Annotated in this window: 20 protein-coding genes; 6 read left to right on the top strand and 14 right to left on the bottom strand. The window is 52.6% G+C overall.

The genetic code is table 11. The features are described from left to right. Positions 1 to 17 precede the first annotated feature (17 nt). A complete protein-coding gene (locus tag SH668x_RS10005) occupies positions 18 to 695 on the bottom strand; it encodes a hypothetical protein (protein ID WP_437184913.1) in 678 nt (225 codons plus the stop codon). Positions 696 to 892: 197 nt separating this feature from the next. Between SH668x_RS10005 and SH668x_RS10000 the strand changes: the two genes are divergently transcribed. The 3 genes from SH668x_RS10000 (at position 893) to glgC (ending at position 4,182) form a co-directional block, all read left to right on the top strand. Then, positions 893 to 1,282, top strand: coding sequence for a hypothetical protein (locus tag SH668x_RS10000; RefSeq protein WP_437184912.1), 390 nt, complete (start codon positions 893 to 895; stop codon positions 1,280 to 1,282). Between the two features lie 72 nt (positions 1,283 to 1,354). Next, entirely contained in the window at positions 1,355 to 2,668 is a 1,314-nt protein-coding gene (locus tag SH668x_RS09995) for a PQQ-binding-like beta-propeller repeat protein (protein ID WP_437184911.1), read from the top strand. A 257-nt stretch (positions 2,669 to 2,925) separates the two neighbouring features. Then, positions 2,926 to 4,182 (top strand): glucose-1-phosphate adenylyltransferase, encoded by a 1,257-nt coding sequence (glgC, locus tag SH668x_RS09990; protein WP_437184910.1) that lies wholly within the window; start codon positions 2,926 to 2,928, stop codon positions 4,180 to 4,182. Between the two features lie 71 nt (positions 4,183 to 4,253). Here glgC and SH668x_RS09985 read toward each other — a convergent pair whose 3' ends face one another. The 4 genes from SH668x_RS09985 to acs form a co-directional block, all read right to left on the bottom strand. Further along, positions 4,254 to 4,742 (bottom strand): hypothetical protein, encoded by a 489-nt coding sequence (locus SH668x_RS09985; RefSeq protein WP_437184909.1) that lies wholly within the window; start codon positions 4,740 to 4,742, stop codon positions 4,254 to 4,256. Between the two features lie 236 nt (positions 4,743 to 4,978). Next, positions 4,979 to 6,007, bottom strand: a complete 1,029-nt coding sequence (locus tag SH668x_RS09980) for a DUF1559 family PulG-like putative transporter (RefSeq protein WP_437184908.1) — start codon at positions 6,005 to 6,007, stop codon at positions 4,979 to 4,981. A 725-nt stretch (positions 6,008 to 6,732) separates the two neighbouring features. After that, positions 6,733 to 8,013, bottom strand: a complete 1,281-nt coding sequence (locus tag SH668x_RS09975) for a MotA/TolQ/ExbB proton channel family protein (RefSeq protein ID WP_437184907.1) — start codon at positions 8,011 to 8,013, stop codon at positions 6,733 to 6,735. Positions 8,014 to 8,278: 265 nt separating this feature from the next. Further along, positions 8,279 to 10,219 (bottom strand): acetate--CoA ligase, encoded by a 1,941-nt coding sequence (gene acs, locus SH668x_RS09970; RefSeq protein ID WP_437184906.1) that lies wholly within the window; start codon positions 10,217 to 10,219, stop codon positions 8,279 to 8,281. Positions 10,220 to 11,119: 900 nt separating this feature from the next. Here acs and thyX point away from each other — a divergent pair. Further along, on the top strand, positions 11,120 to 12,022 hold the full coding sequence (gene thyX, locus SH668x_RS09965) for an FAD-dependent thymidylate synthase (protein WP_437184905.1): 903 nt from the start codon (positions 11,120 to 11,122) through the stop codon (positions 12,020 to 12,022). A gap of 112 nt (positions 12,023 to 12,134) precedes the next feature. Here thyX and SH668x_RS09960 read toward each other — a convergent pair whose 3' ends face one another. The 4 genes from SH668x_RS09960 to SH668x_RS09945 form a co-directional block, all read right to left on the bottom strand. Beyond that, positions 12,135 to 12,998, bottom strand: a complete 864-nt coding sequence (locus tag SH668x_RS09960; protein WP_437184904.1) for a carbonic anhydrase — start codon at positions 12,996 to 12,998, stop codon at positions 12,135 to 12,137. Positions 12,999 to 13,233: 235 nt separating this feature from the next. Then, positions 13,234 to 14,214 carry a hypothetical protein gene (locus tag SH668x_RS09955; RefSeq protein ID WP_437184903.1) on the bottom strand — a complete coding sequence of 327 codons (981 nt, stop codon included), beginning with the start codon at positions 14,212 to 14,214 and terminating at the stop codon, positions 13,234 to 13,236. Between the two features lie 33 nt (positions 14,215 to 14,247). Continuing rightward, on the bottom strand, positions 14,248 to 14,850 hold the full coding sequence (locus SH668x_RS09950; protein ID WP_437184902.1) for an ATP-dependent Clp protease proteolytic subunit: 603 nt from the start codon (positions 14,848 to 14,850) through the stop codon (positions 14,248 to 14,250). 92 nt (positions 14,851 to 14,942) lie between these two features. Then, positions 14,943 to 15,593 (bottom strand): ClpP family protease, encoded by a 651-nt coding sequence (locus SH668x_RS09945; RefSeq protein ID WP_437188530.1) that lies wholly within the window; start codon positions 15,591 to 15,593, stop codon positions 14,943 to 14,945. A gap of 344 nt (positions 15,594 to 15,937) precedes the next feature. Here SH668x_RS09945 and SH668x_RS09940 point away from each other — a divergent pair, with 344 nt between their 5' ends. Together SH668x_RS09940 and SH668x_RS09935 are read left to right on the top strand one after the other, a co-directional pair. Continuing rightward, entirely contained in the window at positions 15,938 to 17,338 is a 1,401-nt protein-coding gene (locus SH668x_RS09940; protein ID WP_437184901.1) for a hypothetical protein, read from the top strand. A 451-nt stretch (positions 17,339 to 17,789) separates the two neighbouring features. After that, the gene (locus tag SH668x_RS09935) at positions 17,790 to 18,707 is read left to right on the top strand and encodes a formyl transferase (RefSeq protein WP_437184900.1); all 918 of its coding nucleotides are present in this window, start codon (positions 17,790 to 17,792) and stop codon (positions 18,705 to 18,707) included. Between the two features lie 103 nt (positions 18,708 to 18,810). On the opposite strand, the gene SH668x_RS09930 is transcribed toward SH668x_RS09935, so the two are convergent. The 5 genes from SH668x_RS09930 to hpf form a co-directional block, all read right to left on the bottom strand. Further along, entirely contained in the window at positions 18,811 to 20,601 is a 1,791-nt protein-coding gene (locus SH668x_RS09930; RefSeq protein WP_437184899.1) for an inverse autotransporter beta domain-containing protein, read from the bottom strand. Positions 20,602 to 20,736: 135 nt separating this feature from the next. Beyond that, the gene (ptsP, locus tag SH668x_RS09925; RefSeq protein WP_437184898.1) at positions 20,737 to 22,539 is read right to left on the bottom strand and encodes a phosphoenolpyruvate--protein phosphotransferase; all 1,803 of its coding nucleotides are present in this window, start codon (positions 22,537 to 22,539) and stop codon (positions 20,737 to 20,739) included. Between the two features lie 73 nt (positions 22,540 to 22,612). Further along, positions 22,613 to 22,915 carry an HPr family phosphocarrier protein gene (locus SH668x_RS09920; protein ID WP_437184897.1) on the bottom strand — a complete coding sequence of 101 codons (303 nt, stop codon included), beginning with the start codon at positions 22,913 to 22,915 and terminating at the stop codon, positions 22,613 to 22,615. 79 nt (positions 22,916 to 22,994) lie between these two features. Further along, positions 22,995 to 23,465: a PTS sugar transporter subunit IIA gene (locus SH668x_RS09915; RefSeq protein WP_437184896.1), complete on the bottom strand. Its 471-nt coding sequence runs from the start codon at positions 23,463 to 23,465 to the stop codon at positions 22,995 to 22,997. Between the two features lie 197 nt (positions 23,466 to 23,662). After that, complete coding sequence (gene hpf / locus SH668x_RS09910; RefSeq protein WP_437184895.1) at positions 23,663 to 24,025, bottom strand: ribosome hibernation-promoting factor, HPF/YfiA family; 363 nt, start codon at positions 24,023 to 24,025, stop codon at positions 23,663 to 23,665. Positions 24,026 to 24,094 lie beyond the last annotated feature (69 nt).

Here is a 24,094-nt window from a genome sequence, read left to right as displayed (position 1 = left end):
TCGCTCGCAAATTGGAATCAGCTCCGGGATTTGCCTGCCTTTTCATCAACAGGGGCGACATATTCTCCTCCGGTCACAACCGCCCGAACAAGTGTCACTTTATCATTCCGCCCCGGAATGACCTCCAACTCAACAGCCTGGCCTGGTTTGATGTCGTCCGCGTTCGAGCTGACAATTTCAACCGCAATGCCCTTGTTGAACATAATGGGAGGGACCGTCCCTGGAGCCCGGAGTGCCATTTCCTCATAGTCCGGGTATTCTTTCGATGTCTGTCGGACAGCGATTTGACCAGAGATGTAACGCAAGTTCACGCTTTGACCGTCAACATTCACTGGGGGATTTGCAATGGCCGACGGGGGAACTTTGGCATTCGGCGCAAGGATATAAACCTTCGCCTCATCAAGAAATACGCGTCCATTGGTCAAAAGCCCTTTTGCTTCCAGAAAGTTTCCGCGAGCCAAACTCTCCTCGGTTCCGCCGGTAAGTTGAATCTCCAACGTCACTTTGGCAGTGATTGGGAACGTGTGCTCCTCGCCCAGATAATCGACCACCAGCGTGACAGATTTTCCCTTTTGCTTGACCTCTTTGATCGTGGCGTCCCATTTTTCCGTTTTGACATTCCGTGGCTGTGCTACGGCAACCGCAGGAATCGCAAACACCAGCACCGCCAACACAACGAAATTGAAACGCGTCATGGAATTTCCTTCTCAGCTCGTCACCAATATCTCAGCTCGTTGAGCACGAGACATGTCGTCTCACACCGATCCATCAAAACTAACAATTTTGTGTTTGTTTTGCGCGTTCACATGACGAATTCCCTTTGAGAAATCCGTAGCTGCATTTAGACTTCGGGATTGCACAACTTTCTCAATGAATCGTTGGGAGATCGTCAATGAGCAACGTTATGAAGAATCACGCTGAAACTTCGACTCAACGTTCCCGACTCGGTCGCTTATTCGCTCAAGCCTTTTTGCTGGGACTTCCCGTCCTCTTTTTGCTGAGCCAGTTTTACATCTGGCAGTTCTGGAATCCGACGTTGGGCGATTCCTTCAAGTATCTTGCGACCTACGCACAAATCATCTTAAGCGGATTCTGTCTGCTTCTCTGGTGGCTGATCTTTGCACCGTTTTCGTTTCGCACCCGCGCCCTTATTGGCTGTATCCCGATCATTCTGATCGCCGGTTGGGTTCTCTCAATCCGATCCTTTGAACTGAGCGGGGATATGATCGCCACGTTCACTTACCGCTGGAGCCCGGTCCATGATGGACTCCACCTCCATTGAATACGCGGCTCTGAGACCGACGACGCTCATTTCACCCCCATCACCGCTCTCTCCGAATTGCAGCCTCAGGACATGCCAGCCTATCGTGGCATGCATCGCGACGGAGTTGTGATTGGACCAGCGATTCTGCAGGATTGGAAAGAAACACCACCAAAGCAAATCTGGAAAATTCCAGTGGGAGGCGGGTACGCTTCCGTCGCCATTCGGGGAGACCTGCTGGTCACAATCGAACAGCGTGGGGAGAATGAAGCGATCACCTGTTACGACAACCGCACAGGAGAAATGCACTGGGAGTACAGCTATCCTGCCAGCTTCTTTGAAGCGATGGGTGGAGCAGGGCCACGATCCACACCGACGATTTCTCAAGATGCTGTCTTCGCGTTCGGCGCTTTCGGTGACCTCTGTTGTCTCGATCTGAAGACAGGAAAACTGAACTGGCACGTCAATGCGCTGCAGCAATTCAATGTCCCCAACACCAGTTGGGGAATGAGTTGTTCTCCGCTGATTGATCAGGATCGGGTCATCGTCAATATCGGTGGACTCTCGGGCAACGGCTTGGTTGCCTATCACACCGTTACGGGCGAAGTCATCTGGAAAACAGATGGACTACCACAGCCTCGAGCGATCAGCGAGGCACAACGCACCGGGATCAACGCTGTTCCTGACAGCTCAGAAAAGTCCTGTCCGGGATATGCCTCTCCGCAGATTTCCACGATTGCCGGTCAAGAATTGATACTCAATCTGGATGGCAAAGCACTCCGAGGGCACGATCCGCAAACCGGAGTAGTACTTTGGTCGACACCATTCGAAAACTTGTCTCACGTCAACGTCGCGCAGCCAATCGTCTTCCCGGATGGACGCGTCTTCATTTCGACAAGTTACAACGTGGGATGCAAGATGATTCGGGTGACGAAAGAAAATGACGCGTGGGAAGTTGAAGAACTCTGGTCAAATCGAAACATGCGATGCAAGTTCACCAGCGCCGTACTAGTGAACGGATTGATCTACGGGCTCGACGAAGGAATTCTGGTTTGCCTCGATCCTGAGACGGGGAAGCGCTTGTGGAAAGGCGGAAAAACTGGCCTGAAAGGACGCTATAACCACGGCCAGATTCTCGTCACTAATGGGCAGATACTGGCTCAATCAGAGCAGGGGATGCTCGTACTCATTGAACCCAATGCCGAAAAACTGGTGGAAAAGTCATCGCTTCAGATCCTGCCCATCGGGAAGAACTGGAACCCACTCGTTCTCTGCCGTGGAATGCTCTACGCCCGCAATGCTTCAGAGATGGTTTGCTTCCGCCTCCTGCCGGACTCGGCGCATCAGCAGAACGAACAGACTCCGCCACCTGCAACTGAGAACACAACGGCTTTCAATCGCAATTGAAACTTCAGAACGGAATCGAAGCAGATTGATGCGACGTGCCAGTTTACATCTGGATTCTGAGACGCGCGCGGTTAGGATGCAGGGCAAGAGGAGCACTGCGATTTCGCCGTACTAGAACGCCTCTCCAGAGAGTGTGGCGTTCCAGCGGCGATAAACCCAGCGTTAGAACGAGTTTTTGCCACCTTTCGCCGCCACACACACCTGAGACAGTGGCGAGCGAAAGCAAACGCCGAACGAAAAAGCCTCATCCGATCTCCATGCAAAACGTACTCACACTGATTCTCGCAGGCGGAAAAGGAACACGTCTGGATCCACTTTCCAATGAAAGAGCGAAACCTGGGGTCCCGTTTGGCGGCGCATTTCGAATCATTGACTTTACGCTCTCGAATACCCTCAACAGCGGTCTTCGGAAAATACTCGTTTTAACGCAGTACAAAGCGGCCAGCCTCGATCGACATATTCGCCAGGCATGGCATTTTCTTTGTCGCGAGCTCGACGAGTTCATCGACATCCTTCCTCCACAGCAGCGAATCGGCGAGCACTGGTACCGCGGAACTGCGGATGCGGTCTACCAGAATATCTACACGATCGAACAGCACGCACCCGAGCACATTCTCATCCTTTCCGGGGATCACATTTACAAGATGGATTACTCGGAGATGCTGGCGGAGCACATCGCCTGCAATGCTGACTGCACCATCGGCTGCCTTCCTGTATCGCTCGAAGAAGGGAAATCATTTGGCGTGATGGGAATCGACTCCGCAGGTTGGGTCAACGATTTTTCTGAAAAACCGAAATCCCCGAAACCGCTTCAGAGCAATCCCGAACGGTGTCTGGCATCGATGGGAATCTATATTTTCAAGACGAAATTTCTGCTTGAAGAACTTTGTCGAGATGCGATTCAGAACGCCAGCTCACACGACTTCGGTAAGGACATCATTCCCCGAGTCATCCACACGCACCACGTCAAAGGATATCTCTTCCACGATCGCAACACCGGGAAAGAGCACTACTGGCGAGACGTCGGAACTCTGGACGCCTACTACGAAGCCAACATGGATCTCATTTCCGTCGATCCTCTACTGAATCTGTACGATTCGTCGTGGCCAATTCGAAGTTATCACGCCCAACTCCCCCCGCCGAAATTCGTGTTTGCAGACTTCACCAAAGATCCACCACGTGTGGGTCATGCACTCGACAGCATCGTCTGCCCCGGTTGCATCGTCTCGGGCGGGCTCGTTCAGCAGTCCATTCTCTCGCCAAATGTCCGAGTGAACAGCTGGGCGGAGGTCACAGAGTCGATCCTCTTTGAAGGGGTCAATGTCGGAAGACATTCCAGAATTCATCGCGCGATCATCGACAAGGGAGTGCAGATTCCCCCGGAAACACAGATCGGAATCGATCTCGAGCAGGATGCTGCGCGCGGGTTCACGGTGACAGAAAGCGGTCTCACCGTCGTCCCGAAAGCGTATTCATTTCCCGAAGGATTGAATGGACTCTGTTCCGGTCGTTGAGAATAAAAAAGGGGAGTCAATCGAAATTGACTCCCCTTAGATCTCTATCGAAACGTCGACGAAACGCGTCATTACTTCTTGGTGGTCGAAACCATTTCGACATTCAATGAATTTTTTCCCGGTGCGATCGAGAGCGTGAGACCCGAAGTTTTCGCATTCAGATACTTTTTGGGAATCGTTGTAGAAACCTTCTCTTTGGTTGGTTTCGATGGCTTCGCACCCGGTGCTGCCGGAGCTCCTCCCGGGGGAGGTGGTGGCAATGGAATCACAGCGACCGTGTAGTCTCCAGCCTTGAGAAGATCGCCAATCTTGAAGGTGCCCTCTTCATCCAAAGGAAGCGTCGCTCCACTTCCGGTCGCTTGAGAAAACAATGACAGCTGCCCGTCTGAAAACGGAACGCCATCGAGTGTCACAGTTCCGGAAACAGCGCCAGTCGGTCCACTGTCCGATTTCCCGCCGCATCCAGCCGCGACGATCAACGCCAATGCGAGAGGTAGCAAAGCGAACTTGATCTTCATTTCAATCTGCCCTTCAATCACGCGATTCGATTTTGGAAACATTCGCAATCGATTGCCCCCGATTCACCGCGGGTTGTGCAACCTTCAATATGACTTCGCAGAAAGGTCAGCGAGGCAGAAAGCGTGATGTGATTTCCTGCACTCGCCTCATTCCTGCAAGTTGGAGCTCTCGGCTCCAGGAACGCCGCTCACCAGAGTGCGGCGTTCCGGAGGCGATCAACACAGCGTTTGAACGTGCCGTTGCCAGCATTCGTCCTCACACTCCCCTGAAACAGGGACTAGAACTCGCCCAGCACAAATCCATCGTTACGAGCACACAGAGCACGGAAAGTATCCATGCTGATGTTATCACTCACGAATCGGACAGACCCATCTCCGAGCAGTCCGTGAATTCCGCCCACATGATGAGAGTTCAGCAGGGTGTTTGCGGTGTAAACGTTTGAAGAACCGTTTGCGATTGTTTTCGCGTTAGGTGAGTAAACAACTGCCGTCACGCCTGTAAACCACTCATTCGAACTGGAATCACCACCACGACCAGGAGTGATCGAACCACCGATGAGCGACCCGCCGTAGCCGCCATAATGTCCGCTGCGAATATCACGGTTCTGAACCGTTCCAGACTGCTCGCCAATCATCATCGTATTGGACGATCCATCTGTAATGTCTCGCATACGAGAAACGGCATTCACTTGCATGATCCCGTTGTTTGTAACGACACCATAGCCGTTCACAAATCCGACGGAGTTACCCGCTGGGAATTCAGCGGAAGTGTCGTAGAGAGACGCGCCAGCAATCCCGATGTACATCGGCACTTGAACCGCATCTGAGTTTGCGTGGTAATCACCACCGGTTGGATTCGGGTTAGATGGGCTCGACGGGCAAACGTATGCGGGCACAACATGGCCGCGGAGGAGAGCCCGGTACGCTTCGAGTCCGCTTCCCGAACAGACGGTTCGGTCCCAGGAGGCCCAGTCAATTGCGTTGAATAATGCTGCCTGATCCAGACCCGGCCAAATCGATGCGCGCCAGTTTGGCATCCGCCAGAAACCTGTATCCCATCCGGTTTGTCCTGCTGGCGCTCCACTCATTGAACCTGGTGGAAAGCAGTTGTGAGTATCGTGGTAGTTATGAACTGCCAAGCCGATCTGCTTAAGATTGTTCTTGCACTGCGTGCGACGAGCAGCCTCTCTGGCCTGCTGCACCGCCGGCAACAGCAGGGCGATCAATACCGCAATGATCGCGATTACGACCAAGAGCTCAATCAGTGTGAACCCTTTCAGCCGTGCAGTTGAATTCTTCAATTTCATGCCGATTCCTTCTGACGTAAAAACGGAATTACTTAAACAAATACGATCCAGCCACTCGAGGCTTCTCAGAACACCGTGAAGCTTGAAATGGCCTAGCAGCAGTAAAACCCCGAGGATCATTCGGGGGACCCTGCTGATAACAGCTGTAACCGAATGACAGCACCGGAATCAAGCTATTTATGTCATTTATTACCGCAACTATTAGTCCCAATGAAACACAAATGGCAACCGATAACTTTTTTTCGCAAAGACTGCCCAATTTCATGCGCATGCGACGCACACATCAGTACCACAACAACTATTGAAATCTTGAAGTGATGTGAATTCGGGCATTTCTGCCCACGGAGGAGAGGAAGTCTCTTCCACTTTAAAGTGTGACCAAATAAGCGAATCGGCGACCCACCCGTTCCAAAGCAAGCATTAACGGCTTGCGAATCCTAAGCCGCCCAGAACTCGCGATACCGCTTTAAGCAACGTTGAGTCACTCTCAGTCATACAACTGCATTCGGCTTCGCTGGATTTTCCCCATCTGACTGACAGCGGATGCCGGTCAAAAATAAAAAGTCCCCACGAACCGATGGATCGAGGGGACTTTCTTTTGGACACAGACACTTCAAACTCGCCGAGAGCGCCTCTCGCAAGAGTGTGGCGTCTCAGCGATGCTAGACGCCGAGTTTCATCGACCTATTGCGTGCAGTTGCCGCCACACAAACCTGAGACAGGGGCTAGGCCGCTGCCGCTTCCTGACCGTCAGACTTACGGTGACGAGCAGTCAACAAGTGAATCGCAGCGGTGAGACCATGCATCGCTTCATCGATCTGCTGGGTCTCACGAATAACGCGGAGGTTGGTTGTCAGAGTTCCCTGCAGCTCTGCAAGCCGTCCTTCACCTCGAGCCACAGTCTCGAGTGTCTCTGTTAGACCACGGATCTCTTTTCCGATTGATCCGGATTTCTCCAAGGTCGAGCGAATGACTTCCATGTGGGCAGCCTGGCTGATTTCCACTTGGGAGAGCATTTTTCGAACCCGCTCGTCCTGTGCATCACCGTTTGCTTCATGCCGCGTCTGAAGCAACTTCAAGGCATTTTCCCAAGCGAGCGTCTCAACCTGCTGGCGTTCCTCGAACCGCTGAAACAACCCGTCCATCGCTCGTGTCCAAACAGCAACTTGCCCCTGCAACGTCTGTTCAATGGCGCGCATCGCCATCGCGTTGGCAGACTCAAGGGTCGCCAGAAATGGAACGAGGTTCGCATCATGGGTCGCGAACCGATTCAGCAAGTCCTGCTTCACAAGTAGATCGATCGAACTGATAATCGACCGTTCAATTCGCTCACACACAAACACAGCGAGCATCATCATCATGGATGCGCCCAGCGCGACAGTTGTCGTATTAAACGCGGTTCCCATTTCAGCGACGATAATCGGCAGCTTCTCGCTCATCTTGTCGAACGAGATCCCGCTCAGTGCGGTACCGAAGTGAACCACTGTTCCCAAAAAGCCCAGAATCGGAGTCACACTCGCAATGAACCGCGCGATGCTGTAGTTCCCATGAGTGCGATCATGATCCAGTTCTGAGAGCAGATGAAGATGGTCGCGCAAACCTGCCGCAGACTGCTCGTCGACAATGTACTGCAGCGACTGAGCGTACCGCTGGCCGACGCGGGAATTCTGGTACGAGCGACTCTGCTGCTGTTCCAGCTTCAGCAACTCTTCAGCCTTTGAAACAGACTCTTTTCCAATCTGCTTGGGCATCCAGGAGTTCTTGAGAGCCCCGAAATTCCCGGGAAACGAGAAAACTCGAAGGACGACGTCGGCCAGTCCCCATAGAAACAGAGCCACAATCACGTACTCGACGGCGTGCTCTGTCGTGTACTTATGAAGCATCGTTTCACGCATCGACTCATGCCAGACGAAAGCGTAGAACGCAACCGTGGCCGCTGCACCGCCGAGAAACGAAGGATCGAGGGCGCGCACAAATAGGTTGTTGGATCGATGAGTTCCAGACATGACTGCTCCGGGGAAATGGACTGACAGCTAAAGTCTTTACCAGAAGCAAATCTGTTCCAACAATCCCGAACCACACTCCGTATCAGTCCTGAATCTCGCAACAGAACTCCGTAAATCGCTTGCTAAATCACAGTTAGAACAACAGAAACCGAACATGGCGGCATCGCCATTACAAGTCGACATCAGCAAAAACAGCAGATCAAAATGAAGAAGAGCCGCACTTTACTAGCGCGGCTCTTCAGAATTGCTTCAGAATAATCCGAGATCACTCGTCTTCGCGAAGCTTGGCGAGGATGTTGTAATCCTCAAGCGTTGAGGTATCTCCCACGCTTTCCTTGCCAGCAGCAATGTCACGCAGCAGTCTTCGCATGATCTTGCCAGAACGGGTTTTCGGGAGTGCAGGAGTAAAGCGGATCTGATCCGGCGTTGCCAGAGCCCCAATCTGCTTCCGGACGTACGCAATCAAATCTTTCTTTTCGTTCTCTGTCGGAGTCCCCCCCTTTGGAGTCACGAAACAGCAAATCCCTTCGCCTTTGAGCTCGTGCGGAAACCCAACAACTGCCGCTTCTGCGACGAGTGGGTGAGACACGAGAGTCGATTCGATCTCCATGGTGCTCAGGCGGTGTCCCGAGACATTGAGCACGTCGTCAACGCGCCCCATGATCCAGTAGTAGCCATCCTGATCCTTGCGGGCTCCGTCGCCAGCAAAATACTTCCCTTCCAATTTGCCGAAGTAAGTGTCGACAAACCGGTCATGGTCGTTGTACAGGGTTCGCAGCATGTGCGGCCAAGGCTGAGTCATCACCAGAAGACCACCTTGATTTGCTTCGAGCAATTCGCCTGTCTCGCTGACAATCGCCGGCACAACTCCGGGGAGCGGCTTCGTGCAAGAACCGGGCTTCGTGGCAGTCACACCGGGCAGTGGACTGATCATGATGCCGCCGGTTTCGGTCTGCCACCATGTATCACAGATCGGGCAGCGTTCGCCTCCGATGACCCGGTGATACCACATCCAGGCTTCCGGATTGATCGGCTCACCGACAGATCCCAGCAGTCGGAGCGACGAGAGGTCGTACTTCTGCGGCCAGTGGTCTCCCCACTTAATGAACGCGCGAATCGCAGTCGGAGCAGTGTAGAAAATGCTGACGCGGTATTTCTCGATCAGTTCCCAGAATCGACCTTCATCTGGCCAGTTTGGAGCCCCTTCGAACATTACAGAAGTGGCACCGTTCGCCAGCGGTCCGTAAACGATGTAGCTATGACCGGTGATCCAGCCAATATCGGCGGTGCACCAATAAGTGTCTTCATCCTTCAGATCGAAAACCCACTTGGTGGTCATTTTCGTGCCGAGCATGTACCCGGCAGTTGTGTGCAAGACCCCCTTGGGTTTGCCTGTCGATCCCGATGTATACAGAATGAACAACGGGTGTTCTGAATCGAGTTGTTCCGCTTCGCAGTCCGCATCCACGGTTTCCATGAGATCGTGCCACCAATAGTCACGATCTGGAACCATATCGACTTCGCCGCCAGTGCGACGAACGACAACGACCTTCTCAACAGAAGGAGAGTTCGTCAAAGACGCGTCGACGTTTTCCTTCAGCGGAATTTCTTTTCCGCGGCGCCATCCGCCATCGGCAGTCACAATAATCTTGGATTGGGCGTCATTGTTGCGATCAGCAATTGCTTCCGAACTGAAACCACCGAAGATGATCGTATGAGTCGCTCCGATTCGAGCACATGCCAGCATGGCAATCGCAAGCTCAGGAATCATCGGCATGTACAGTGTGACACGGTCACCGGAAACAACGCCGAGTTTCTTCAGCACATTTCCAAACTTGCACACCTCTCGATGCAACTGCTGATAAGTCAAGGTTCGGGTATCCCCCGGTTCACCTTCCCAGATAATCGCAGCTTTGTTTTTACGGTGCGTCTTCAGATGTTGATCAAGGCACTGATAGCTCGCATTGATCTTGCCCCCCTCGAACCATTTCGTGTTCGGCATCTGCCCCTGCATCACCGTATCGAACGGCTTGAACCACTCGAGTTCGCTTTTTGCAAGATCTCCCCAGAACCCCTCTGGATCATCTTTCGCACGTTGCCACAGTGCTTCGTACTGCTGTTCTGAAGAAATATGTGCAGATTGCGAAAACTCCGGGGAAGGCGGGAACTGTCGGGTTTCCTGAAGTACCGATTCGATTGCAGACATATGAGCGACGTGGGGCTAGGGGACGAAGGGATCGACCTGTCTCCGCGCATTGAATCCTTCAAGGCGCAAGACCGCTCGACAGCACTGCCTCTATTTCATTAAATCAATAAAAGCAAATGCGTTAGTTCTCCTACTAATGGGAATGCTATGGCTTGGATGCGGTAGATTCAATGTCATGGCATTCCCGTATTTGGAATGAATCCTCGTTCCGTGTGGTTCTGATCATTCAGTGTCCTGATTTTACCTGTATCGTGCGCTCGTCCGTTGTTTTTGCGCGAATCTGAGGTCGGAATTGACATATGCATCAAAACCGAATTCATCGAAAAGACTTGCCGAGCTGACCAAAATCAAGAATTTGACACTCCGCAACCAAGTACCGCAGAGCCACAAGAAACCCAACAGTGAACATTGATAGAAACTCCTCTTTCCCTCAATTGTCTCCGAAAGTTGGTGATCCGAACCAATCGAACAGCTTCCTTTTGTCCGCACAATTGTCCACTCGTCCAGACGAAATTGAAGTTCAACATCTGTTCCCGCGGATGGCCCGTCAGATATGAGAATCTTCTTTCCCGTCATATCGACCAGGACAGAATCAGCGTGAAGACCGAATCATGGTTGTCACAACCCGCAATCCAACCGGAAGTCTGGACCATCTCCGCCGAAGGAAAACCGATCAACAAGCACCACCGGATCAATTCGGAGATCTACGCGAGTATTCCTGAAGGTTCCCCCGAGAGCAGACGAAGTCTTCAATCGTGATGACATTCACCGATATGAGCCGACACGTTATTGAAACATCGGTGGGGCTCGACCATAATTCCCGGAATCGCTCGCAACGGTAGATGGACAAAGATTGTCCGCCGACGCGACGAAAATCCAGCTTCAAGATCGCCTTTACCCATGTCTCAAAATTCCGCAATCGACACGCTGCGTTGGGAAAAGTTTCAGGTTCTCAATGACGGGTTTGTCTGCCTTGTCGACTGCATGGGAGACGACAGCGCCGTCGTCCAGGCGGCCCGAGTGAGTTATGGAGCCGGTACGAAAAAGGTCTCGGACGACCGTACCCTGATCCGCTATTTACTTCGTCATCGACATACAACTCCGTTTGAAATGGCGGAAATCAAACTCCTCGTCCGCGTCCCGATGGATTGCTGGCGACAATGGATTCGCCATCGCACAGCCAACGTCAACGAATACAGCACTCGCTATTCGGTCGCGATTGACTCATTGCAGACAACATTGCCCGAGGAATGGCGATCGCAGGCAACGACCAACCGACAGGGAAGCGGGGGACTGCTGTCTTCAGAGCAGGGGGCAAAGCTCACGGAATCCGAGCGAGCATTTCAAGATGCCGCACGCGACCTTTACCAGGAACGTCTGGAAGCAGGTGTCGCTCGCGAACTTGCCCGAAAAGACCTGCCGCTTTGTACCTACACGGAAGCATACTGGAAGGTCGACCTGCACAACCTATTGCACTTCCTCGCACTCCGAATGGATTCCCACGCTCAGCTTGAAATCCGCCAATACGCCACAACGATCGGTGAGAAGATCGTTGCCCCGCTGTTCCCCGTGGTCTGGGAAGCGTTTCAGGATTACAGGATGCAATCGATGCACCTCACTCGGCTCGACGTCGAGGTCATCCAGCAGGTCCAGTCCTACGCCACAAAGAACCATCTGACCCCGCCATTTACACAGGCGGTCTTTAGCGAATGTCAGCATCCCAGCTGGAAAGAACTCACTCGCAGCCGCGAGCGGGATGAATGTCTGTCCAAGCTCATTCGATTGGGAATGGTTCAGGAATAGTCGCTGGCAAGAGCCCGCAGCGTCATTGTCACTGCGTTCAACGAACAAGGCTCCTGGGATCACATCTGATCCCAGGAGCCTTGTTTTATTTCATAGCTGGCAGCAGCAATCTTTATCTTTCGAGCAGTTGTTGAACCCAGCCCTTCGCAAGGCTTGAAAGTTCTTCATGACTCTCAGGTGGTTCCGCGAAAATCTTCGGACCACTCTTAGAAGTCCGTGGGTTAATCGGTTCAGAGCCGACATGGCCATCAAGGAGATCGTAGACCCCGTAGCAAATCTTCATTTCCGTGTTACCCAGTTGCCGTACTTCATGCCGAAGCTGAAATGCGGTGATCGCTGCATTGAGATAGACCGTCATCTCGATCAACAATTCCCTGCGTTTTGCATTGGAAAGGCCACTGGTATTGGGAGAGAATTTAATCGCCCTGTCCGCACCTCGAACAGCAATCATCGCACGGTCCAAAATCGACCGGAGCGGATGGCTGAAACCAATTTCGAGATATTCCTGCGGAGCGAGATAGGAGTCGACAGCGGCAGTCATCGCACCGCATCCAGTGTGTCCGAGCACCAGCCCCAGACGCAAGCTGTGAGACATCGTGCGGACAGCGTATTGCACGCTCCCTAGCCCATCAGTGCTGAGCGAATTCCCTGCAAGCCGAACGACAAACATTCCGTTGAAGAACTGGTCGAAAACAATTTCGATCGGAACGCGAGCGTCAGAACACCCCACGACCAGTGCGAATGGCGCCTGAGTCGGAACACTGCCCGGGCTCGTTGGAAGTCCCAACGTAATCGGGCACGATCGCATCACAATCGACTGATCTCTATGCCCCTCGCCGTTCGCAGAATTCAGAGTTTTGAGCATCTCAACGAATCGCTCGTTCCCCTGTTTCATCATCTCTGTTGCCGTGACAATATCCAAATCCTGCGGCAGCAGTGTCTTCTCGGTCGAGTCAAATCGATAGATTAAATCCATATCATTTTCCAATCCCTCGACTGACGCAACTTCATCGATCGAGGGTAACCAGATGAGAAGCTTCGGCGCTCAATTCTCACGGTACACAACGAACGAGAAGTGACGATCAACAGCCTGCCTCTATTCTGTCACAGATAAAATCCGCTGAACAATGGAGAACAGCAGGCCTTTTTGAGAAATTGAAAAGTCTGAAAGATTTCGCATCACAATCATTCAGAAAAGCTGAAAGCCCACGCTATCGCAGCACCGGAATGGACTCTTCCATCCAGTTGTCTGAGGTGTCTAACATCGGCGGGAAGGGGGGAGCCTCAGAGGCTTCGGTCGAAGCATTCGGAAGTTGAGCCTTCCCACTGTCTTCCAGAGTGGATCGTCCTGGCTTCTGCGCTTCAGGTTTCGCCTCAAATTCCCAGGCATCTGGCGGTGGAACAAGTCGGGTACCATCGTCACTCACGAAGCCCGCTGATCGAACCGGCACAGATTTCGATGCGCCAGCCGCGTCAGAAACATCTTTCATGTTGATCACCTGAGGAAGTTCAAGCGGAGAACTCACCGAGTTCGAAGGAGGGACTACGCTGATGGTGTGGTTGGCTTCGAACTTCCGCCCATCAATCGTTTGCAACTTTGCGATAAGCAGAATCTTGCTACCGATCGGTTGTCGCTGCCACGATTCCTCGATCTGGAATCCCGAAGTCATGAAACCAGTATACCAGAGCTTTCGGGCATCTTCCGTTTCGTAGACCCAGTGGCCAATCACCTTCTGATCCGCAGGGAGCGAAATATCCAGCGCTTCGAACTCAATTCGCCCGAAGAGTTTCACGAGATCGCCGCGATCGTCATGCGGGTAGAAGACAGCATGAAACCGCTCATCTCCATTTTGCTCATCATGATCCTGACCGGCTGTCAGCAGTGTGTTAAAGACGATCCCCTGAGTCTGAGCGAGAGCACGGCTGACCTCTTCGGCGGAGAGAACTCCCCCTTGGGCAGCATGATCAGATCGAAGCAGATCGAGCTCTCGCTGAGTGAGAGCCAGACTCGACTTGAGTTGCGAGACTTCATTTTCATATCGACGCAAATGCGATTCCTGTGAACGTAGCTGCGATTCCAGCAACTCGCTGTTTCCCCGGGCCCAACACCCGGGGAACAGGAATCCCATTATCAACAGCAGGCTCAGCAGGCCGCTTCGGTCGTCGAACTTCCATGTTCGAAAACGTGTCATCGGAAATCAATTCTGGGAAAATTTGGCTGAAATTCAGCCGACAGGAACGTGTGGAACGCGGTCCAGAACGCTATCAACCAGTCCAAAGGCAGCCGCTTCTTCAGCAGCCATGAAATTGTCACGGTCGGTACCAGATTCGATCGCTTCAATGGTTTGACCAGTATGGAATGCAAGCAGTTCATTGAGCTTGCGTTTCATTTTGATCACTTCTTTCGCATGAATTTCCAACTCAACAGCGGTTCCTTCCATTCCCGCCAATGGTTGGTGAATCATGATCCGGCTGTTCGGGAGAGCGTAACGCTTCCCTTTGGTTCCAGCTGTCAGCAGCATTGCCCCCATGCTTGCTGCCTGTCCCATGCAATAGGTGGCAACATCACAGGTGATGTACTGCATTGTGTCGTAGATCATCATTCCAGCGGTCACAGAACCGCCTGGAGAGTTGATATACATGTGGATGTCTGCTTTTGGATCTTCGAACTGAAGATAGAGCATCTGGGCAACGAGCAGGTTCGCGACCTGATCATTCACCTGTGACCCCAAGAAGATGATCCGGTCTTTGAGCAGTCGGCTGTAGATATCCATCGCGCGTTCTTCGCGACCGGATTTCTCAACAACAAACGGAACGAGTGTAGACATGATGAAAAATCTCGAATTGAGAGAGTTGTTCTAAAGGGCACCCGTGTCAAAACGGACGCAACAGCAATGCGGCGGGCGAAACCGACTCCGCATTATGCGGACCGATTTTCTGCCGCTTGCGTGGCTTCCTGAACGACCGCTTTTCCTTTTTTCTTCGGAGTGACGATCTCGTCAATCAAGCCATATTCCTTGGCTTGAATTGGGGAAAGGTAACGATCTCGCTCGGTATCCTTAGCGATTCGCTCTTCACTCTGACCTGTGTGGGCAGCCAGAATGCGATTCAGCACTTCGCGAGTTTCGAGAATCTCTCGCGCTTGGATTTCGATGTCAGAGACCTGTCCCCCGACCTGACCGTACGGCTGATGAATCATCATCTTCGCATGCGGAAGGATGAACCGCTTTCCAGCTGCACCGCCAGCAACCAGAATCGCTCCGCCGCTCGCTGCCAGTCCAACGCAGTAGGTCGCGACTGGACATTCGAGGAATTGCATGGTGTCGTAAATGGCCAATGTCGCGGTGACCGATCCACCAGGCGAATTGACATAAAGATGAATGTCCTGATGGCGGTTTTCAGACTGCAGATACAGCAGCTTCATGACAATCAGGTTGGCATTGCCGTCATGGATCGGACCGTCAAGGAAGATAATCCGATTTTCCAGCAACAGGTCGCCCACACCCATCTGGCGAGTTCGCTGGTAGTCGGCATTCTGCGGATTAACCGGTGAGAGATGCCGATGATTCATTTCAAACATGGCTGAATGCCTTCTTTGCGATGTGAAGTGTCTTGCCTCGGGATTGTTCGCGATTCAGTCGATCCGGTCAATGGCGAACCGGTAGGTGAACTGGTGTCCTCTCCGGAATTTTATACTTTCATCGAATCTCGACCACGTCGTTTCTGTAAAACTGAGACCGATAGACGCTTTGATCAGAAAATCTCTATACTCAGGAATCGTTTGATCCGCTCAAAATGGTCACCCTCCTCAAAGGCTCAACCGTGCCCCTGACCTCTCAAAAGTCCACGAGATTCAGTGAACGCCGCCTCGCATCAGCCATCTTTTTTGTCGGTTGCTTGTTTTCCGCAATCTGCTTGGCATCGCCTGCGACACTTCGTGCTGACGACGCCCCTCAGTCCTCTGTGCAGAAAACTGAAGCAGAGCCTGAATCAGCACCTCAGCCAGAAGCAACTGATTCCCAGAAATCGAACAAGAAAAGCCGATCGACAATAGAACGCAAACAGCGAGCCGTTCAGCCTGCAAAAACACCCACTCAGCCATCAGACAAGCCAGTTCACGAACCGAAAAAAACGCCCGCAAGCAAACCCAACGTACACCCCTATCAGGTCCCTGAACTCACCGATGCCGAGAAGACGGTCACTCAGTTGGAGGCGAGCGAATTTGCCGCACGGCTTACAGAACTCATCGCCGGGAAGTCCGAGGAGCCGGTCTTCAGTCTCGATCGACACGCCCAAATTGTCGCAGCAGGGCTCCCAGTCGAAAACCCGCTGCAGGATCAATTCACAATGTCGCAATGCGAGGGAATGCTCGACAGCCTGATCACGGCGATCGCCGACACTGTGCACCAAAACAATTCCCATTACATGTTGCAGCAGATCTACGAGAAAGATGGGCGTCGATGGGTCCGCTTCAGGCTGCTGCTCGCCGACGGAGCACTGAACTATCACGAATACAGACTCATTAACCAGGACGGAAACATTCTGGCTGAGGATCTTCGAGTCGCGTTGATCGGAGAATTTCAGAGTAAGCTCACCCACGACTTACTCGCGGGTTTGCTGGCGCAGAAGAATCGAGGGTTGATTGCCATCGCGGCAGGGAGAAACGCCAAAGAATTCGACAGAGCAGTGCATAGAAATCAAATGCTCACGCTGTTTCAGAGTAATCCAGCCGAAGCCCTGAAGCTGTTCGAGACTCTCACCCCGGAAGAGCAGGGAGATCCAATTTCCCTTCGTACCAGAGTCATGGCGATGGTTGCCTCCGATAATGAGTCCGAGTTCAACGAAGCACTGGACAATCTACTAAAGGCTGCGCCGGACGACCCATTGATTCACCTTCTATCCGTCGATCCACTTTCACATTTCAATCGGCATGAAGAGGCGTTGTCAGCGCTGAATCGATTGGAAAGTTATGTGGGGGGCGACCCTGCTATCGGCTTAACTCGATCCAGAGTTTATTCCGCCATGGGGGATCGCGAAGCGGCTCTCGAGGGAATCTCAGTGGCAATTCAAGCCTTTCAAGGGGAGATCATTCCTCATTTCATCGCTCTTTCCCTGTACATCGATCTCAAGGCGCATCCCGAGATGCTGCAACTCCTGATTGCGATGGATGAGACGTTCGACTTACAGTGGAATGACCTACGGCAGAACGAACATTACGCGGAATTCGTGAAGTCTCCGCAGTTCAAAGAATGGCAGACCTATCTGGCGAAAGTCGGGAAAGTCCCCGCTCAGAATCGGCCACTCGAAACCTTCTAGATTTCCTCTCACGACAGCGTGGCGTTCAGACAGCGTTCACCTCAGGTGTGCGTGAACGAGTGATTGCCACCTTTCGCCGCAACACACACCTGAGACAGAGGCTAGAGCGCAGCCCGGGTTCGACAGGGAATCAAGCCAGATGCACTCGCCAAACCAGGCTCGTGTTGCAGCGATCAAATCAGCGAACAGATCCAGTTGTAGGGATTATTGGGATTCGTTGACGCACCACAGGGATCGATTTTTCTGAAATCTCCCCATCCGGGGTCCGGTACACCCCGAACTGCATTAGATTCGCTTCACCCCCCCACGTCGCTTACACCTCGATGCAGATCTGCACGGAGGTGTGCCTGCCCGTTTTTCAGCACTCAAGCACGGCCTCCGTCATCGAGCGATGAAGTCGTCTCGCAGCGGAGCTGTTGTCCTTGTATTGCTCCAGATTCGTTGGATTTCAATGAAAATCGTCGCGATCAGTAGCCTTGGGACATTTCACCGCCACGTCATTCAGCAATTGCATGACGCATTTCCTCTGGCGGCGGTCATTCAGCCAACAGGATTATCCAACAAACCTTCTGAGCTAAGATCAGCGAAGCTAAAGAAGTTGCTGCGACATCCCTTCAGAAGCGTGAACAACAGACTCAACCACTGGCACAGCAATCGCGAACTGGTTCATTTCGAAAGAGAAGTGGAACAAGTACTTTTCCGGGACGCCAATCACCACCGACTTGAATCGGATGGGGTTCCGATTTACGAGATCAAACGTGATCAAGCCAATTCTCAGGAAGTTCGGGATTTGGTCTCACGCCTTGCTCCAGATCTGATCGTCACATCTGGATGCCCGATCCTCAAACCGACGGTATTCGAGATCCCCACATATGGAACGATGAACGTTCACTGGGGAATCGCGCCAGCTTACCGAGGCGAAGACACACTGTTTTGGCCGCTCTATTTTGGTGATTACAGCCAACTCGGTGGAACAATTCATCAAATCGATCGTTCGATCGACCGCGGGCCAATCCTCTCCCAATTCTGGCCAGAAATCGGACCAGAGGATACAGAGGCATCCATCACCGTAAAAACTGCAATCGGACTTGGGAAACAAATCTCCCATGTTGCTACGAAGGTTGCTGAATCTCAACGAATCGGTGGACTGGTTCCTGAAGAGAAGGGGAGGATCTTTCTCCGCAACGCCAAGAATTGGACACACAGCTTGAGCTATTCAATGAGCCGAAGATTGGGGAGAAGCGTCATTCCCTCCCATCCAGAACGTGAATTTTACGCAGCAGATCTGAGTTACCAACCAATTCCCGCCGTCCCCCACTACAAGCACCCGCGAGATCTCCACCGTAACGCTGAAATCGCAGCGAGATAAAAAAACAGATCCATTTCCAGCGAAGGAAATGGATCTGTCAATGCTGTCCGTTCAAACTCTGAGTTGGTCGCCACTGGGACGCCAACTCGAACAGAGTTTTTTGTTAGTCGATGCGGTGAACTGTGTTGTCGAGCATTCGACGACGCAGTGGGTCGAGAACAGACTTCTGGCCTTTTCCACCGAAGGCAAAGCGGGCTCGGATGAAACCGAAGACTTGAGTGTCGCGGACACGGTCCCAACTGACTTCCGTTCCGAATTCGAGACGTGACTGAGGACCAGCCCAGGCGAGATCGTAAATTCGCATTTCGAGTCGGCCGCGTGCACCGCCGAATTCAGGGAAGTTTGGATTGGATTGGCCGAACTGATATCCACCCAAAAACCCGCGGAGTTCGAATTGATCATTGAAGCCCCAGTGAAGAAGTCGTTTTCCAATTTCGAAATCCACACCAGGATAAAGTCGTTCACGGAAGTTGTGAGTAATTGCAGTTCCGTTCGAAATTCCACTTCTCGAATTCGATGATCGGTGAGCAACTCCCGGAGCGTATCCGTTGACACGGAAGTCCCAATCCACGGTCAGCAATTCGAAACCAAGCTGTGCCTGAGCAAAGAAGTTCTTCTCACTCGTCGATGCCAGGTCAGCGTACGTATAAGCTCCAAAGATCCATTCTGGGTCCAGATAAGTTCTAGCTCCCAGACCAATGTACCCATCCACAGCATCGCGGTCGTCCGCATAGGCTCGCAGGTCAGTAAAGACCAGAGTATCCGCAGATTGCCATAGTGGGATGAAGAATCCACCGCCGCTGATCACGCGATGATTGCCCAGCTTTGTTCCACCAGTCACGTAAGGAAGGAACACACCCATTGGATCAGGCGGCTGACACATGCTGTCTGGATAGTTCAAGTTACGGTAAGTCTCTTGAGGACCTCCAAAGTCGATGTCGGCGCCCATCGGCGAGCCGCAATTCATCGGTGAACTACAGCTTGGCATGCTGCAACTTGGTGCTCCGCAAGTGGGCGATCCACAGCTTGGAATACTGCAGCTTGGAATACTGCAGCTTGGAATACTGCAGCTTGGAATACTGCAGCTTGGAATACTGCAACTCGGAATGCCGCAACTGGGGGCGCCGCATCCATCGATCGACATCTCCATGCCCATCCCCTGATCAACACCAGGGTGATGGAGAAATGGCTGATCGCCGTACTGGCTGAAATCTGCCGCTGGCCCAACTTCGGGCAGCGTCGGATTGATCGGAGTAGGTTGTGATTGCATGCCGGCATCAGGATTCCATGCAGTCGAATAGTGCTGCATAGTTTGTGCTGACATTGGAATTTCTGGTGGAGGTGGAACCGGATCCGCGGCGGACACCTGCATTATTGTAGATGCAGCCTGAGCCGCTGGTGGAGGCGGAAGCAGCGGCGCGACAGGAGCCGCACCTTCTGGAACCGACCAACTGACCGGTTGAACCTCGTTCGCCGCCAGCGGTGGAACATGAGTCGGCCCATTGACCAGAATCGAGTGTTCCGCAGACACCACTGTTCGACGACTCTGACTCGCGTTGAACGGAGGCACGACTGTCGCTGGAGGAGCAGCAACCGGCTCTGACAATCGGGAACCACCCGTCCATGGTCCAGTTGTCCCCGAGACCTGAACGATCTGCGAAGCACCTGAAACAGGACGTGATCCCTGAGGAGGCGGGGCCGTCGATGCCGCAGTGGCATTCAAGGCTGGATAATGGAAGGCTCCGGCAACAGGCCGAGAGTACTCGGGGCCTGGCTGTCCGACCTGATGATATTCTGGAAAACTTCGTGGAGCAGATTGCTGCGCGTAGGCGACAGGAACTGCCACAGGAAGAAAAGACAGAACAAACAATTTGGCGGCCAACATTGGACGCATGTTTAAACCCTCGCAGTTAGCGAACACCGAACAGGAGGGCTTCTACGAGGGACTGCCGATGAGGGTCAACGAGAATCGTCAGCTTTGGCCGATTGACTACAGACAGGGCAGTTCATCGCGCGAGAATTGCCGCTTTCAACTTTCAGTAGCAGGGTCTTTCGGCAAAAACCGCTTCAGCTCCCCGCGCAAGTAGGCTTCGATATCTCTCGCAAGTTCGAAAACAGAGACTTTTCTCGCCAACTCCTCGGCGTCTGCCAAATCCATATTCCGAATCATCGCTTTGATGACCGGAATCGTTTGAGGCGTCACGCTGAATTGACGAAGCCCCATGCCCACCAGCAGGGGAACGAATTTGGGGTCAGAGCTCATCTGCCCGCAGATTGTGACCGGAATCCCGGCCTTCTCGCCAGCCGCAAAGACGCGGCGGAGAAGCATCAGAATCGAGGGATCAGCTGGATTATAATATTTGGCGACCGATGGATCTGATCTGTCCGCTGCGAGCGTGTATTGAATCAGGTCGTTGGTCCCAATGGAGAAGAAATCGACTTCTCTGGCAAATTCATCCGCCATCAATGCAGCTGAAGGAACTTCGACCATCATCCCTACAGGCATATCCCGACGGAACTGGATTCCTTGTTCTTCAAGGTCTTCCCAGACGTCACGGTAGACCATTTTCGCCTGTCGCAGCTCAGAGAGCGACGAAATGAGCGGGAACATGATCCGCACGTCCCCCTCAGCCCCCGCACGCAGTGCCGCACGCAATTGAGTTTTGAATAGGCTGAGGTATTCCAAAGAGACTCGGATACTTCGTAGTCCAAGCTCGGGGTTTGTGATGTCGCGGAAAACGTGACGCATCGCGCCGGGAACTTTGTCTGCCCCCAGATCGAGAGTACGTATCACCACAGGCTGATCAGGGAAATTTTTTACAACCTGGAGATAGGCCTGGTAGTGATCCTCTTCCGACCGCTCCCGGCTAGCCCCCATGTAGAGGAACTCCGTGCGATACAGGCCGATTCCATCCGCACCTCGCATCCGACAATGTTCAGCCTCTTCTGGGAATTCGATATTTCCGCAGACAAGAATACGTGTTCCGTCTCGTGTATCAGCAGGCCCCTCAACAAGGGACTGGAGATTCTCCGTGGTCGTGCGGTTTCGAAGCTGTCGAGCCTCGTACTGGGCGAGTGTGGCCTCATCCGGCCCGACAATCACGCGGCCTTCGTCCCCATCGACGATGACAATTTCACCACCAGAGACATCTGTGAGGAAATCCCCCACGCCGACAATCGCCGGGATTTCCAACGCTCCTGCAAGAATCGCGGTGTGGCTGGTACTTCCGCCCACTTCTGTCACGAAGGCCCGGACAAATTCGCGATTGAGATTGGCCGTTTCACTCGGGGTCAAATTGTGCGCAAGGACGACAACCGGGGCAGTGACGTGAGAGAGTTCTTCACGCTGCTCTCCGAGCAGATGGCGAAGAAGACTGCGTTCAAGGTCGAAAATATCAGCAGCACGCTCAGCGAGATACTGGTTACCGAGGTTTTGTAATTCTTTCGCAGACCTTCGTAAAACTTGCGTGGACGCGAATTCGGCAGACTGATGCTGCTCCTGAATCCTTCGTTCGATTTCTCCGATTAATTTCTGATCGCGAACAAATTGAAGGTGAGCGGCAAAGATGGCTGAGTATTGCTTGCCTAAATGCTGGGCAGCGAGTGCTTCATTTGCAGCGATTTCTTTGGCGACATTGTCGAGCGCAGCACGGAAGCGGCTGACTTCAGAATCAGCCGCTGCCACACTGACATACTCTTGCGGGACGCGGAAATCTTCCAAGCCAAGAACAAAGGCCGGGCCAATCGCAATTCCTGGGGAGGCCGCGATCCCATGCTTTATGAACATCATGTCTCCTACAGGCGATTCGCCTATTGTGCACTCAATCGCCATCTCGTTTCAATGGAAGAGGTTCCGAACGAACGGGAGGTCGCACGCGATGGAATTGAATGAAACGGTAGGGGACTTACTCAGCCGAATCGGATGTTTGAGAGAGATACCGTTCCAGCTTTTCGAGAACATCTAAAGTAGAATCATCATCACACTCAATGACCAGCTCCGCCCCCGGAACCGCCACGAGTTGAATCAAGTCAAACATTGAACCAGCATCGGCAACACGATCGCCGCAACGAATCCGGACTTGACCTGCATTCGCCCCGACAATTGCAACAATGCGCGAACAGGCCCGCAGATGAAGGCCCTGCGCAAGTTGCAGTTGCAAGCGTCTAATAATCAAATCTGAACCAGTTACTGATGCAATTGAAGACATGAGAATCCTTTTTTTCTGATTGAGGAGCGAAAGGCGCGCCAATCATCCAAGGAGACTCAAAAAACAAGATAAGGTTCGGTTACGCGTGACCGTCGTCAGCTTCTTGTAACAAGTCGATAACAGCCTGTGCTGTGGTCGCTTGCTTGAGGAAACTGCAGAAATCGTCGTTCTTCAGATGACGAGTAATCGTTTCCAGTCCACGCAGGTGGTCCCCTGGGCGGTCTGGCGGAGAGATCAGCAAAAACAGAATGTAGACATCTTCTCCGTCGAGACTCTCGAAATCCAAACCGTCGTGGCAAATCGCCACGGTTGCGATAATGGATTCTACGGAAGGATGCTTCGTGTGCGGAACAGCAACGCCGCGACCGATTCCTGTTGAGCCGAGCTCTTCACGCTTGGTGATGGCTGCAACAATTGCCTCTTCATCCGCTTCGCGAATCTTACCGGCAGCTTTTAACGCCCCAACCATCTGCCGGATGGCAGCCTGTTTTGAGTCAACGACAAGCTGCGGCAAAATCGCTTCTGGAACGACGAATTCCGTTAGACGCATCGAAACACCTTTTCATTCAACAACAACGTCCGCAACCAATTATCGCATGATTGCATCTTTCCACAGCCGTTTCAGGTCAGAAAACCCGAAGCGCTTACGACTGCAGAAAATTCGTACCGTAGACGGTAGTCAAACGGAATCTCCACAGGCGCGAGTCCATAGGAAGAACTCTGATCGCTAGGAGGGAGAAATGAAATCTACTCGACCGCATTTTCTGCGATTTTTGTCGGATCCCCTGCGATTTCGTTCAACGGTTTATCCCGTCGGTGATCCTGAACCTTCTCTTTGTATTTTCGAATCTGCTGTTCCATTTTCGCCAATGCAGCTTCGAAGGTCGCATTCACGACTGGTGCAAGATCGACGTGTGAGGTCACAAAGTCGTGTTTATGTTCTGCATCAACGAGGATTTCCACTTCGGCACGATCGCCCTCGTAGGAAATCGTCACCCGGATTGAAGTCACCCGTTCAAGAATGTTCAGAAGTTTAGAGCATTTTCGAGTGATGTACTCGTGAAAATCTGGACCGATAGAGCCATGACGGCAAGTGATTTCTACCTGCACTCGATCTCTCCTTCTGAGCGGCTGCCTAGGAACGGACGTCAGGAGACAGGTTCAACAGAACGGTCACCC

This window comes from Planctomicrobium mucosum (genome assembly GCF_051466335.1).
GTDB lineage: Bacteria > Planctomycetota > Planctomycetia > Planctomycetales > Planctomycetaceae > Planctomicrobium.
This window is presented reverse-complemented; position numbering and strand designations above follow the sequence as displayed.